This window comes from Pedobacter immunditicola (genome assembly GCF_037482985.1).
Taxonomy (GTDB): domain Bacteria; phylum Bacteroidota; class Bacteroidia; order Sphingobacteriales; family Sphingobacteriaceae; genus Pedobacter; species Pedobacter immunditicola.
The window spans coordinates 361,830-374,882 of record NZ_JBBHKC010000004.1; the positions used below are offsets into that span (position 1 = coordinate 361,830).

Annotated in this window: 13 protein-coding genes; 11 read left to right on the top strand and 2 right to left on the bottom strand. The window is 41.5% G+C overall.

Annotated elements, in window-relative coordinates; genetic code table 11:
• Positions 1–45: 45 nt before the first annotated feature.
• A complete protein-coding gene (locus WG905_RS08995; protein WP_339591383.1) occupies positions 46–882 on the top strand; it encodes an N-acetylmuramoyl-L-alanine amidase in 837 nt (278 codons plus the stop codon).
• Positions 883–976: 94 nt separating this feature from the next.
• Here the strand turns inward: WG905_RS08995 and WG905_RS09000 are convergent, their stop codons facing one another.
• On the bottom strand, positions 977–2,638 hold the full coding sequence (locus WG905_RS09000) for a glutamine--tRNA ligase/YqeY domain fusion protein (RefSeq protein ID WP_339591384.1): 1,662 nt from the start codon (positions 2,636–2,638) through the stop codon (positions 977–979).
• A 78-nt stretch (positions 2,639–2,716) separates the two neighbouring features.
• Between WG905_RS09000 and WG905_RS09005 the strand changes: the two genes are divergently transcribed.
• From WG905_RS09005 to WG905_RS09035, 7 genes are read left to right on the top strand one after another with little or no spacing between them, the layout of a single operon-like run.
• Positions 2,717–3,136, top strand: a complete 420-nt coding sequence (locus WG905_RS09005; protein WP_339591385.1) for a cobalamin B12-binding domain-containing protein — start codon at positions 2,717–2,719, stop codon at positions 3,134–3,136.
• Between the two features lie 2 nt (positions 3,137–3,138).
• Positions 3,139–3,921 (top strand): enoyl-CoA hydratase/isomerase family protein, encoded by a 783-nt coding sequence (locus WG905_RS09010; RefSeq protein ID WP_339591472.1) that lies wholly within the window; start codon positions 3,139–3,141, stop codon positions 3,919–3,921.
• A 60-nt stretch (positions 3,922–3,981) separates the two neighbouring features.
• The gene (locus WG905_RS09015; RefSeq protein WP_339591386.1) at positions 3,982–5,373 is read left to right on the top strand and encodes a sigma-54-dependent transcriptional regulator; all 1,392 of its coding nucleotides are present in this window, start codon (positions 3,982–3,984) and stop codon (positions 5,371–5,373) included.
• Between the two features lie 10 nt (positions 5,374–5,383).
• The gene (locus WG905_RS09020) at positions 5,384–6,436 is read left to right on the top strand and encodes an AI-2E family transporter (protein WP_339591387.1); all 1,053 of its coding nucleotides are present in this window, start codon (positions 5,384–5,386) and stop codon (positions 6,434–6,436) included.
• 53 nt (positions 6,437–6,489) lie between these two features.
• Positions 6,490–6,753, top strand: coding sequence for a YtxH domain-containing protein (locus WG905_RS09025; protein ID WP_339591388.1), 264 nt, complete (start codon positions 6,490–6,492; stop codon positions 6,751–6,753).
• A gap of 24 nt (positions 6,754–6,777) precedes the next feature.
• Complete coding sequence (locus WG905_RS09030; RefSeq protein ID WP_339591389.1) at positions 6,778–7,155, top strand: phage holin family protein; 378 nt, start codon at positions 6,778–6,780, stop codon at positions 7,153–7,155.
• Positions 7,139–7,579, top strand: coding sequence for a hypothetical protein (locus WG905_RS09035; RefSeq protein ID WP_339591390.1), 441 nt, complete (start codon positions 7,139–7,141; stop codon positions 7,577–7,579). The genes WG905_RS09030 and WG905_RS09035 overlap by 17 nt, the downstream gene beginning before the upstream one ends.
• 77 nt (positions 7,580–7,656) lie before the next feature.
• Here the strand turns inward: WG905_RS09035 and aspS are convergent, their stop codons facing one another.
• Positions 7,657–9,402, bottom strand: coding sequence for an aspartate--tRNA ligase (gene aspS / locus WG905_RS09040; protein ID WP_339591391.1), 1,746 nt, complete (start codon positions 9,400–9,402; stop codon positions 7,657–7,659).
• 109 nt (positions 9,403–9,511) lie between these two features.
• Here aspS and WG905_RS09045 point away from each other — a divergent pair, with 109 nt between their 5' ends.
• The 3 genes from WG905_RS09045 to WG905_RS09055 all read left to right on the top strand — a co-directional run bounded on the left by WG905_RS09045 (position 9,512) and on the right by WG905_RS09055 (position 13,049).
• On the top strand, positions 9,512–10,297 hold the full coding sequence (locus WG905_RS09045; protein ID WP_339591392.1) for a TerC family protein: 786 nt from the start codon (positions 9,512–9,514) through the stop codon (positions 10,295–10,297).
• Between the two features lie 62 nt (positions 10,298–10,359).
• Positions 10,360–11,415 carry a nucleoid-associated protein gene (locus tag WG905_RS09050; RefSeq protein ID WP_339591393.1) on the top strand — a complete coding sequence of 352 codons (1,056 nt, stop codon included), beginning with the start codon at positions 10,360–10,362 and terminating at the stop codon, positions 11,413–11,415.
• 53 nt (positions 11,416–11,468) lie between these two features.
• Positions 11,469–13,049, top strand: a complete 1,581-nt coding sequence (locus tag WG905_RS09055) for an MFS transporter (RefSeq protein WP_339591394.1) — start codon at positions 11,469–11,471, stop codon at positions 13,047–13,049.
• Positions 13,050–13,053: the final 4 nt, after the last annotated feature.

The window sequence follows — 13,053 nt, forward strand, 5'->3', positions numbered from 1 at the left end:
CAAAATAGTAAAAAATAGCTAATTTCACGGTTTGATTAAAAGTTTATGATACGAGTTAAAAAATTACCCTTAAAGGCTTTTCTGTTTGGAATTGCTGCAATAGCTTTCAGCGCATGCTCCACCGGAAAATATGCTGCGAGTAATAAAGTCTATAAAGAGAAAGTCAAAACTTTTGCCACTACGATCCGGACAATGCCTCCAGAAAACCAAAAGATAGATTCTCTTGTGGAGGACCAGCAATCTTTTATTGGGACGGTTAACTTCGGTATCCGCAAGCCGAATTACGTGATCATACACCATACTGCACAGAACTCCCTGGACCAAACGGTTAAGACTTTCATCTTGACAAGGACACAGGTTAGTGCGCATTATGTGGTGAGTCGTGATGGAAGGGTAGTACAAATGCTGAATGATTATTTAAGAGCTAACCATGCTGGTATAGGTCGTTGGGGCAACGATACGGATTTGAATTCGTCATCGATTGGTATTGAAATGGATAACAACGGGAGTGAGCCTTATTCTGATGCACAGATCAACAGCTTATGTGCCTTGCTTGGCACACTAAAGAAAAGATACAACATCCCGACGCATAATTTCATCGGTCATGCAGATATAGCGCCTACCCGTAAGCCCGATCCAAGCAATTTCCCATGGAAAGTGCTTGCCAAAAAAGGCTATGGACTATGGTATGATGATATATTGAAAATGCCGCCGGTTGATTTCAATGCAGAGTTGGCCCTACGCGTAATTGGTTATGACATCCGGAATGTGGGTGCAGCAATTACCGCTTTTAAAAGGCATTTTGTGCAAACAGATATCACACCTAAACTTACCCCGGCTGATAAGTTGATCTTGTATAATTTATACTTTAAATATTTATAAGGTTGTATCATACCTTATGTTGAAAAATGTCGTCCTTTAGCTTTGCATAAGCAAACTAAAGGACGACATTTTTACATATCATACTATCCCGTTGCTATTTCTTGGCTTTTGCCCAAGCGTCTTTAAGTCCCACTGTACGGTTGAAGATCAATTGTTCTGGTGTTGAATCTTTGTCCAGGCAATAATAACCTTTACGGATAAACTGGTATCTTTCTGCTGCCGTTGCATTGGCAAGATAAGGCTCTATATAGGCAGTTTTGATCACTTCCATGCTGTTGGGATTCAGGTAATCCTTAAAATCACCTTCTTCGCTGTCAGGAGCTTCGACGCTGAACAAGCGATCGTAGACCCTTATTTCCGCGGTTTTAGCCTGTGCTTTACTCACCCAGTGAATCGTACCTTTTACGTTGACCCCACTGGTATCCTCGCCACTTTTTGACTCCGGCAGGTAGGTACAATGAATTTCTGTCACGTTACCATTTTCATCTTTCACAAAATCTTCACATTTAACTATGTAAGCGAATTTTAAGCGAACCATGGCACCAGGCGCCAGTCTAAACCATTTCTTTGCAGGCTCTTCCATGAAATCTTCACGTTCAATCCAAAGCTCGTTGCTGAAAGGGATTTCCCTGTGGCCGCCTTTATCTTCCGCCTCAGGGTTGTTTTCGCCGATCAGGATCTCGGTCTGGTCTGCGGGATAATTGGTGATCACCATTTTTATAGGGTCCATCACGGCCATCACCCGGTTGGCTGTTTTATTCAGGTGTTCCCTGATGCAAAATTCCAAAAGGCTCAGCTCAATAAGGTTTTCTCTTTTTGCTATGCCAATCCTATCGCAAAATTCACGGATGCTTTCAGGCGTATAACCCCTTCTTTTTAATCCACTGATCGTTGGCATGCGGGGGTCATCCCATGACTGCACAATTCCTTCATTAACCAATTGCAGTAACTTACGTTTGCTCATTACCGTATAGGTGATATTTAAACGAGCAAACTCATATTGTTTGGATGGATATATCTCTAGTTTTTCAATAAGCCAATCATACAGTTCACGGTGGGAAACATATTCAAGGGTACATATGGAATGGGTAATTTCTTCAATGCTGTCACTCTGACCATGAGCAAAATCATACATCGGGTAGATGCACCATTTATTTCCGGTACGGTGGTGTTCGGCATGTTTGATTCTGTAAATAATAGGGTCACGCATCAGCATATTAGGGCTGTTCATGTCTATCTTTGCACGAAGCGTGCATGCACCATCTTCAAACTCGCCATTTTTCATGCGGCTAAAAAGGTCAAGGTTTTCTTCAATGCTGCGGGAACGGAAAGCGCTGTCTTTGCCTGGTTCTGTTGGTGTACCTTTTAATTGTGCGATTTCTTCTGCCGTGCTGTGGTCCACGTAAGCCAATCCCTTGTTGATCAGCTTTACAGCAAAATCATAAAGCGTGTCGAAATAATCAGAGGTATACAACTCATTTTTCCATTGAAAGCCAAGCCATTTAATGTCTTCCTGCTGACTGTCAACATATTCTGTTTTTTCCGTAACCGGATTGGTATCGTCAAATCTCAGGTTGGTGTAGCCACCATACTTTTGAGTCAGCCCAAAGTTCAGGCATATCGCCTTGGCATGACCAATGTGCAGGTATCCGTTTGGCTCAGGGGGAAAACGCGTCACTAAAGTTGTATATTTTCCGCTTTTTAAATCGTTTTCAATGATCTCTTCAATAAAGTTCAATGATCTTTCCTCACTCATAAAAACTGTAAATTAGTCGTCAAAGTTAACATAAAACCGCTAATTTACTTACTTTTACTCATTACAATTACCATATATATGAGCAACACATTTAACAGACCAATACGTGTTTTAGTGGCCAAGGTTGGGCTGGACGGGCATGACCGGGGGGCTAAGGTTATTGCTACGTCTCTGAGGGATGCAGGCATGGAAGTGATCTACACCGGCTTAAGGCAAACGCCCGAAATGGTGGTGAACACGGCCCTGCAGGAGGATGTTGATGCCATTGGGATCTCCATCCTCTCGGGGGCCCATATGACGGTGTTTCCTAAGATCATTGATATGATGAAACAAAAGGGCCTTGATAATGTCTTGTTGACAGGCGGTGGCATCATTCCTGATGGAGATATGGTAAAATTAAAGGAGATGGGTGTTGGTGAATTGTTTGCGCCTGGTACCACTATGGCGTCCGTTGTGGAATACATTAGAAACTGGACAGTTAACAATAGAAAATTTTAATGATGACATATAAAAATATTTTAGCAGAAGTTAAAGACCAGATTTTGTTCCTGACCATTAACCGTGAGCATAAATTAAATGCCCTGAATAAGGAAACCCTTGCTGAATTGGCTGAAGCTATTGCTGATGCAGGCACAAATGATCATGTCAGGGGTGTTTTGCTTACCGGTGCGGGAGAAAAGGCCTTTGTAGCGGGGGCAGACATTTCCGAGTTTTCGAGCTTTAATTCCATTCAGGGTGAAGAGCTAGCCCTAAACGGGCAGTCAACGGTTTTTGATGCTATTGAAAATTGCCCTAAACCTGTTGTTGCCGCCATTAACGGCTTTGCCCTTGGCGGAGGGTTGGAACTTGCCATGGCCTGTCATATCAGGATAGCCGCCGTACAGGCCAGGTTAGGCTTACCGGAAGTATCCTTGGGTCTTATTCCGGGCTATGGAGGTACCCAAAGACTGACACGTCTGGTAGGGAAGGGACATGCAATTGAAATGATTGCGACTGCCGACATGATTACTGCAGAAAGAGCGAAGGAAATTGGCCTGGTCAACCACGTCGTAGAAGCATCAGCATTAACGGCTAAGGCAATTGAAATTCTGGAAAAAATTAAATTAAGGGCACCCTTGGCTGTTGCCAGTGCGATTAACGCTGTCAATGCAGCCGTAAACTCGGAAGTAGATGGATTCCAACTGGAGATCGTGGAATTCGGTAAGTGTTTTAATACGGAAGATTTCAAAGAAGGTGTTGCTGCATTTCTGGAAAAGAGAAAGCCTTTGTTTATCGGGAAATAAATTGAAATTTTTATTCTATATTTAACTCGTTGTAAAAAAAGATTCTGTTTGAGTGCTAGTATGAGAAATATACTTATTGTTGATGATGAGCTGAATATAGGCATTATGCTGTCCAGGTTCTTAACTAAGAACGGTTTTTTGGTCAAAACGGCAACTACCGGAATGAAAGCAATGGAAGCTTTGTCGCAGGAATTCTTTGACCTTGTATTATGTGATTACCGTTTAGATGATACAGACGGCAGGGAGATCCTGATCAAGATCAAAGAAAACTATCCCAAAACGGGGGTGATCATTATCACGGGATATTCGGATATCAAGCTTGCGGTAGAGCTGATCAAATTAGGTGCTTTTGATTATATCACCAAGCCACTTTATCCAGATGAAATTTTAAACACCATCAGAAAGGCCATTGAGATTCAAGCCGCCCTGTATGAAGCTGATATGGATGGACTTGAGGCCAAAGATAAGGCCAGTCGGCAGATTTATCTTTCTGCCGATAACTTTATCATCGGACAAAGCGCAGCATCGAAAGATTTGCTGAAGCAGATTAAACTGGTTTCTCCTACCAATTACAGTGTGATACTAACGGGTGAAAGTGGTACAGGAAAGGAATCTGTAGCAAAAGCCATCCACCTGAACAGCTTGAGGAAGGACAAGCCTTTCGTGGCCATGGACTGTGGGTCGCTGACCAAGGAACTTGCCGGCTCTGAATTTTTTGGTCATGAGAAAGGAGCCTTTACGGGTGCTTTAAGCACTAAAATTGGTCACTTTGAGATGGCCAATGGTGGCACCTTATTCCTAGACGAAGTAGGTAACCTCTCTTATGAAATCCAGGCGACACTTTTGCGGACCGTACAAGAGCGGAAAGTGAAAAGACTTGGTAGCACGAAAGAGATTGACCTTGATGTAAGAATTATTGTCGCAACTAACGAAAACCTGATCAATGCCATGCAGAACGGCCGTTTCAGGGAAGATCTGTACCATCGTTTCAACGAGTTCTCCATCAGTTTACCTTCCTTAAAGCACCGTGGAAATGATATCCTCGTATTTGCGACGACTTTTCTGGAACTAGCAAACAAGGAGCTGAATAAAAATGTCTTAGGTTTTTCTAAAGAAGTAGAAAATTGTTTCTTTACTTATAGCTGGCCGGGAAACGTCCGGGAATTAAAAAATGTGGTCAGACGGGCAACTTTGCTCACTGAACATCAGGTGATCCAGCTAAATTCGCTGCCTCTCGAGATTTCAGCCTACGCAAAAATCCCCGGCATGGAGTTTTCCAATATTCTGCAAAGGCCCAAGGATTTAAAGAATGCTGCTTTAGAGGCTGAATACAAGGCGATTATCAAGGTTTTGCAGGAAGTGCATTTTAATAAAACCAAAGCAGCTAAAATATTAAACATTGACAGAAAAACGCTTTATAACAAAATGAAAGCAGTTAATCTGGACAATTAAAACTACAACAATGTCTCTATTTTCTTATAAGCAACGAAATAACATCAACCTGGTGATTATTATCGCCATGGGTTGTTTAATCGCCTACTCTATACAAGGTGTATTTGGATCGATATTAAGTACGCTTGTCCTTTATACGCTTCTTCGGCCCAGCTATCTTTATTTGTCAGAAGTGAAGCAATGGAACCGCCCTTTTGCTGCAATTTTTTTGTTATTCACCTCTGTGCTCGTGCTGGTGATACCTTTTTATTTCCTTAGCAGTATGGTCATCGCCAAGATCAATGAATTACAAAGTGACGAGGGTTATTACACAGACTTAATATACAAAATAAAACACCTGCTCCCGGTAAGTGGTGACGTGCAAAAACTCATTGAAGAAGGTTTGGATAAAATGGGGACATGGGCAACAGAATTATTCCCTTCATTAATATCAGGAGCCTTTAATGTTGTTTTCGGGCTGCTTTTAATGTATTTTTTATTATACTTCATGTTGGTGGAGAATAAGGCTTTTGAACAGGCGCTTGTCAAATATGCCCCTTTCAGGGAACAAAATGCAAATCGATTTGCAGAAGAAATGCGCAACACCACTTATGCAAATGTGGTTGGACAAGGTTTTATTGCCTTAGTTCAAGGTTCATTGCTGGGCTTGTCGTTTTATTTTTTAGGTTACAACGACCCTCTTTTTTGGGGCGTAATCACCGCTTTTATTAGTTTCGTGCCTGTTTTAGGGCCTCCTATTATATTTGTGCCCGCTGCACTGCTGCAAATTGCCAATGGAAATAGTTTTGCAGGCTGGGCAATGTTGCTCATCGGTTTCGTTGTGCTTATTAACATTGACAACGTTCTTCGCCTCATCATTGCCAAAAAAGTTGGAAACATTCATCCAATTATTACTGTAATTGGCGTAGTTATTGGTATACCCTTGTTCGGGATCTTAGGGCTGGTTTTTGGGCCATTACTGTTGTCTTATTTCATTTTATTGATCAGAATATATGAAACAAGCTCAATGGCTTCAGAAAGATTAGAAAGAATTAAAACAATTTCCAGCGAGGAAGAGTTTTAAGTAGGCAAACGGATTCAATTTTATTTATCTAATATTTTATAAATTTTAAAGTTATGAATGATAATTCAAAAGTGTTAATTGGGCTTTTAGCCGGTTTAGCTGCAGGCGCAGCATTGGGGTTGTTGTTTGCACCAGAAAAAGGAACCGATACACGTGACAGGTTAAGTCAGTCTATCAAAGATTTAAGTGATTCCATTAAAGACAGAGCAGCAGATGAGATTAACAACCTTGCTAATCTTAAAGATAAAGTAGTGAGTTCGGTTAAAAATAAAGTAAACCAGGAACCTGAATTTATTGACGATACCGAGCATGCTTAATCAACTTGCCTAATTTAAATTACAATGCAGGAAAATAAAGAAAAGAACATTGAAGATATCCTAACGGACACTAAGGAGTATTTAGAAACCCGGGTAGAGTATTTGCGCCTATCCATGGTAGAGAAGATGTCGAAAGCTTTCGCAGATATAGTGACCATGGCCACTGTGACCGTCTGTTTTGTGTTGGCTTTTTTATTCGGATCAGTGACCCTTGCATTGTTTTTATCTGATATTTTCGGCAGTTTCACCGCGGGGTTTGGTTGTGTTGCTTTAATTTATCTGTTAATTGCCCTCGTCGTCTTTTTTACTAAAGAAAAATATATCGAGAAGGCTATTATCAATATCGCCATAAGGAAATATTTTACTAAACTAGCCGACAAGGAAGATGAAGAAAAGGTATAATATCAACACCCTGGAAGAACTTCAGGCGCAAATCTTCACCTTGAAAACCGGATACACGGTACAAGGGGAACTCTTGAAAGAGAACACGAAGATGTATTTTAAGCAATATGCGCCTTCGGCGCTGATCAGAAAATACATCACGCCGAATAATATATTAAAGGCGGATGAAAAAACGAATTTCAGCAGTAAACTGATGGCGTTTGTTTTACCTGTTATCATGAATACCACCCTTTTTAGAGGCTCTGGTTTTATGACTAAGGCTTTGGTCGGTTTAGCAACCAGCAAGATTGGTAAAAGTCTTGATGCAGAGCATATCGCTACTTTCGTTAGTTCTGTTAAAAATTGGATTAACAAACCGAAAAAAACCACCAAGTCAGGAATGCAGGTTGATTATGGCATTCCGCCTGATAGTGAAACTTATTAAGTTCAGGAATTAACAACCAAAAGCGGCCGGTCATTGAATATGACCGGCCGCTTTTGGTTCTGCCCTATAACAAATTGTTATAGGATGGTTTTTATTTTCAGTTCGTTTAATTGCTTTTGATCAATGGTTGATGGACTGTCAATCATGACATCTCTTCCAGAATTATTCTTAGGGAAGGCAATCACATCCCTGATGCTGTCCAGTCCTGCAAAAATAGAGCACAGGCGGTCAAAACCAAAGGCAATACCACCATGTGGAGGGGCACCAAATTCGAAGGCATCCATCAAGAAGCCAAATTGTTTCTGTGCTTCTTCCGGCGAAAATCCTAAATGCTTAAACATGAGTGCCTGTAAAGTCCGCTCGTGGATACGGATAGAACCACCGCCAATTTCAGTCCCGTTTATCACCATATCATAAGCATTTGCCCTTACTTCACCCGGATTGGTGTCCAGTAAAGCGATATCCTCCGGTTTAGGAGATGTAAATGGATGGTGCATGGCGTGGTAACGCGCTGATTCTTCATCCCACTCTAGAAGAGGAAAATCAAGTACCCACAGTGCACTGAAAGTGTTTTTGTCACGTAAGCCCAACCTGTTGCCCATTTCAAGGCGAAGTTCGCTTAGTTGCTTGCGCACTTTGTCAGTATTACCTGCCATGATCAGCATTAAATCTCCAGGTTGAGAATTTAAGGCCATGGACCATTTCTTTAGTACCTCTTCAGTATAAAACTTATCAACGGATGATTTCAATGAGCCATCCTCGTTATGTCTGCAATAAATAAGTCCTGTTGCACCTATCTGCGGTCTTTTGATGAAATCAGTTAGTTCATCTACCTGTTTACGCGTGTAGCTGGCACAAGCTTTAGCATTGATGCCGATCACCAGTTCCGCATTTTCAAACACCGGGAAATTATAACCCTTAACAAGGTCGTTCATTTCCACAAACTGCATGTCGAAACGTGTATCAGGCTTGTCCGAGCCATATAAACGCATGGCGTCCGCATATTGCATCCTTGGTACTTCCGGTAAATCAAAGCCTTTAATCTCCTTGAATAAGGTGCGTATCAGGCCCTCAAAAGTATTCAGGATATCTTCCTGTTCAATAAAAGACATTTCGCAGTCTATTTGCGTAAATTCCGGCTGTCGGTCGGCACGTAAATCCTCATCCCTGAAACATTTAACGATTTGAAAGTAACGGTCAAAACCAGAAACCATCAATAACTGCTTAAAAGTCTGTGGAGATTGAGGCAGCGCGTAGAATTCACCGGCATTCATTCTGCTTGGAACCACGAAATCCCTGGCGCCTTCTGGTGTAGATTTTATTAATACCGGCGTTTCCACTTCAATAAAGTCTAACCCATCAAGGTAACGGCGTACTGCCTGAGCCATGCGGTGGCGCAGGATCATGTTATTTCTAACAGGGGTACGACGCAGGTCAAGGTAACGATATTTCATGCGCAGGTCATCACCACCATCAGTTTCATCCTCAATTAAAAAGGGAGGAAGCTTGGCAGGGTTCAGCACTTCCAGCGCGGTAATTTTTATTTCTACATCACCGGTAAGCATTTTTGGATTCTTATTGGTACGCTCTACTACAATTCCTGAGGCCTTAATGACAAATTCACGGCCCAGTTTCCTTGCAGCTTCACACAACTCCCGGTTATCATCCATATTAAAAACCAATTGAGTAATTCCATAACGGTCACGGATGTCGATAAAAGTCATTCCGCCCAGGTCCCTGGATTTTTGCACCCAGCCACAGAGTATTACATTTTCTCCAAGATTTTTAATCGTTAAAGCGCCGCAAGTAGTTGTTCTTAGCATTTTTGTATTAATTAAGTGGCAAAAATATTGATTTTATTCCCATATCCATGCAAGGCATTAAAAGTTTGGTTCGCTTTTTTATATCTTTAACGCCAAGAAAAAATTACATATGGAAATATTCACCACCCCTGAAGCCTGGATCTCCCTGCTTACCTTAACGCTACTGGAAATCGTATTAGGGATAGATAACATTATCTTTATTTCAATACTTTCTTCCAAACTGCCACAAGATCAACAAAAGAAAGCCCGTAAACTTGGTTTGGCGCTTGCCATGATCACCAGAGTATTGCTATTACTTTCATTAAGCTGGGTAATGCAATTAACCTCAGAACTGTTTAATATCGGCAGCTGGTTTAATATCAGTGACTCGGATTGGTTAAGCAAGTTAGGAATTTCCGGAAGAGATTTGATTCTTCTCCTTGGAGGTTTATTCCTGATTTATAAAGCGACCCATGAAATTCACCTTAAGTTAGAAGGTGAAGAAGATGCATCAGGAAACCCTAAAGTGCATACTTTTGGTGGTGTCATTTTTCAAATCTTGTTGTTAGACATTGTCTTCTCGTTAGACTCTGTAATCACAGCTGTAGGAATGGCCGACCATGTTGAAATCATGATTGCAGCCGTAATTATTTCCGTAGTGATTATGATGTTGTCTGCGAATGCCATTAGTAATTTTGTAAACCAGCACCCAACTGTTAAAATGCTGGCCTTGTCATTCTTACTATTAATCGGTGTTTCTTTATTAGCAGAAGGCTTTGATCAGCATATTCCAAAAGGATATATCTATTTCGCAATGGCATTCTCTATTTTAGTAGAAATGCTGAACCTGAAAATGAAAAAGAATACCCGGAAGCCGGTTGAATTGAGAGATACGCCGAGAGAAAATATCGATTAATAAATTGGTGCTATTCAATTAGTAAAAGTACTTTTGCCTTCAATTTAAGGCAAAAGTACTTTATGATTTCATTTTTTGAAGCCTCACTGGCTGAACTCTCCATACACAGAATCGGTAATAAAGCTGAAGATGAGCTTTATGTCTTATCCGATGAATCTCTTGTTATCCAGGACGAACAACTGAAAGAACTCCTGTTGCAGTATTTCCTCGGACCTTATGCAAAAGTTAACGAGATTTACCGTTTCTTTCATCCTAACGACGACCTGAACCTCAATGTAGTTTATCATTTCGCAGAAGCGATCTTTGAAAAAGGAGAAAGCTTTCATGAAAATTCCCAGCAGCTGGCTAAATACCTATACGAAGTATCAAATCACCCGAAAATAAAATCAGGGGAGTTATATGTTGCCTATTTCGAAAACATTCAGATCGAGGGAGAAGTACATGATGCAATCGGCATCTTTAAATCTGAAACTAAGGAAACCTACCTGAAAGTATATCCTGAAAACAGCGGGTTTAACCTGAGCTACGAGCAGCAGGCCATCAATATCAGTAAATTGGACAAAGGTTGTCTGATTATCAACACCGACAAAGAAGAAGGGTACAAAGTGGCTGTGATCGACCAAACGAACCGCAGTACCGAGGCGGTTTACTGGAAGGATGAGTTCCTGAAACTTAAGATCAGGAATGACAATTATAACCAAACCAATAACGTTCTGGGCGTTTACAAAAGTTTCGTCACGGAGAAACTGGAGGAAGACTTTGAGATTTCAAAAGCAGATAAAATAGACCTGCTGAATAAGTCGATGAAGTATTTCAAGGAAAAAGACAGCTTTGATATAGATGAATTCGCTAACGAAGTGATTGCTAATGCCGAAGGGATCGAATCATTCAAGAGCTACAAGAAAAGCTATGAAGAAGAATTTGATACCAGCATTGCAGATAGCTTTGATATTTCAGATGCTGCGGTTAAGAAACAAGCAAAAGCATTTAAAAGCATTATTAAGCTGGACAAAAACTTCCATATTTATATCCATGGAAATAAAGAACTGATAGAAAAGGGCTACGATGACGACCGTGTGATGAATTTTTACAAAGTTTATTTCAAAGAAGAGTTGTAAAGTCGTAATTAATTGTAAATTTATTTTTGTAACCAAATATCTATTTACAATACATGAGTACTGAACCTAAACCGAACAGCATCTTTAAAGTTATTGGCGCGTCCTCCCTGGGGACATTAATTGAATGGTATGATTTCTATATCTTCGGCAGTCTGGCAACCATCATTGGATCACAATTGTTTCCGGCAGATGCAGGAGCCTCCGCATTGATCAATACCCTGGCCATTTTTGCAGCCGGCTTTATCGTGCGGCCTTTTGGAGCCTTGGTTTTTGGCCGCCTGGGTGATTTAATCGGCCGGAAGCATACTTTTTTACTGACGCTGATGTTAATGGGCGGTTCTACCTTTTTAATTGGCTTAATTCCATCATATTCAAGTATCGGCTATGCAGCGCCCATTTTGGTGTTAATCCTGCGTTTAGTACAGGGATTAGCCCTTGGAGGCGAATATGGCGGGGCTGCTACTTATGTTGCAGAGCATGCGCCGGTCAACAAACGTGGGTTCTTTACCAGTTGGATCCAGACCACGGCAACCGGTGGACTATTTCTTTCATTAGGGGTTATAGTGGTGACTAAAAACCTGCTGGGTGCAGAGGATTTCGCATCATGGGGCTGGAGAATCCCTTTTCTGCTTTCTATTCTGTTGGTAGGTGTTTCTATCTACATCAGGTTAAAGATGCACGAATCGCCAATGTTCACTAAACTTAAAGCTGAAGGGAATGTCTCTAAAAACCCGTTGAAAGAAAGTTTCAGCAAAAAAGGGAACTTCAAAATGGTGCTCCTTGCTTTATTTGGCGCCACCATGGGGCAGGGCGTCATCTGGTATACAGGGCAATTCTACGCACAGTCGTTTCTCGAGAACACCTGCAAGGTCGATTTCAATGATTCACGTTATATCCTTTTATGGGGCATTGCTTTTGCCACTCCTTTCTTTGTGATATTTGGTTCCTGGAGCGACCGCATTGGCCGAAAATGGATCATGCTCACCGGGATGCTGCTTGGCGTGATCTTTTACAGGCCCATTTACCAGGTTTTTTTAGACGATACGAATGTTACTACGGTGACCCAGCAAGATATTAGTGAGGAGAGCAGCCCAGTTATTGTTCGCAGTGCCATCAGCAACAGTGCCGACAGTCTGGTGACCACCACCTCGAGGGTAACTTTGTTAAGCGGGATGTCGTTTACCAAAGTAGCCTCTTACACTAAATTCGCTGACCCCGCAAAGGCGATTGTTGAAGCGCCTGAGGTCTATAAAGATAAAATACTAAGCGCAGGTGTCTTTTGGAAATTTGTGGCGCTGATCTTCTTCCAGATCCTCCTGGTAACAATGGTTTATGGACCCATTGCAGCGTTTTTGGTAGAATTATTTCCAACAAAAATCAGGTATACCTCCATGTCACTGCCTTACCATGTGGGTAACGGGGTGTTTGGCGGATTGGTGCCCTTTATTGCGACGCTCATTGCCAGTTTCGCTGGTGCTGATCCCTTGTCGGGTTTATGGTATCCAATTGGCATCGCAGCCGTAGGATTCGTTATCGGAGCAGTTTACTTATCCAACAAAAAGCCTGACCATGGCGAGGATCAAGAGGATCATCATCAGGGAGCAGGACAAATAAAATATCAGGAACAAAACTAAAGCA

What these genes read in the sequence shown, in the direction of transcription:
- WG905_RS09045 (WP_339591392.1), top strand. Translation starts at nt 9,512, where the DNA reads ATGGAAATATTCACCACCCCTGAAGCCTGGATCTCCCTGCTTACCTTA.
- WG905_RS09020 (WP_339591387.1), top strand. Translation starts at nt 5,384, where the DNA reads ATGTCTCTATTTTCTTATAAGCAACGAAATAACATCAACCTGGTGATT.
- WG905_RS09050 (WP_339591393.1), top strand. Translation starts at nt 10,360, where the DNA reads ATGATTTCATTTTTTGAAGCCTCACTGGCTGAACTCTCCATACACAGA.
- WG905_RS09035 (WP_339591390.1), top strand. Translation starts at nt 7,139, where the DNA reads ATGAAGAAAAGGTATAATATCAACACCCTGGAAGAACTTCAGGCGCAA.
- WG905_RS09010 (WP_339591472.1), top strand. Translation starts at nt 3,139, where the DNA reads ATGACATATAAAAATATTTTAGCAGAAGTTAAAGACCAGATTTTGTTC.
- WG905_RS09015 (WP_339591386.1), top strand. Translation starts at nt 3,982, where the DNA reads ATGAGAAATATACTTATTGTTGATGATGAGCTGAATATAGGCATTATG.
- WG905_RS09005 (WP_339591385.1), top strand. Translation starts at nt 2,717, where the DNA reads ATGAGCAACACATTTAACAGACCAATACGTGTTTTAGTGGCCAAGGTT.
- WG905_RS09025 (WP_339591388.1), top strand. Translation starts at nt 6,490, where the DNA reads ATGAATGATAATTCAAAAGTGTTAATTGGGCTTTTAGCCGGTTTAGCT.
- WG905_RS08995 (WP_339591383.1), top strand. Translation starts at nt 46, where the DNA reads ATGATACGAGTTAAAAAATTACCCTTAAAGGCTTTTCTGTTTGGAATT.
- WG905_RS09000 (WP_339591384.1), bottom strand. Translation starts at nt 2,638, where the DNA reads ATGAGTGAGGAAAGATCATTGAACTTTATTGAAGAGATCATTGAAAAC.
- WG905_RS09055 (WP_339591394.1), top strand. Translation starts at nt 11,469, where the DNA reads ATGAGTACTGAACCTAAACCGAACAGCATCTTTAAAGTTATTGGCGCG.
- aspS (WP_339591391.1), bottom strand. Translation starts at nt 9,402, where the DNA reads ATGCTAAGAACAACTACTTGCGGCGCTTTAACGATTAAAAATCTTGGA.
- WG905_RS09030 (WP_339591389.1), top strand. Translation starts at nt 6,778, where the DNA reads ATGCAGGAAAATAAAGAAAAGAACATTGAAGATATCCTAACGGACACT.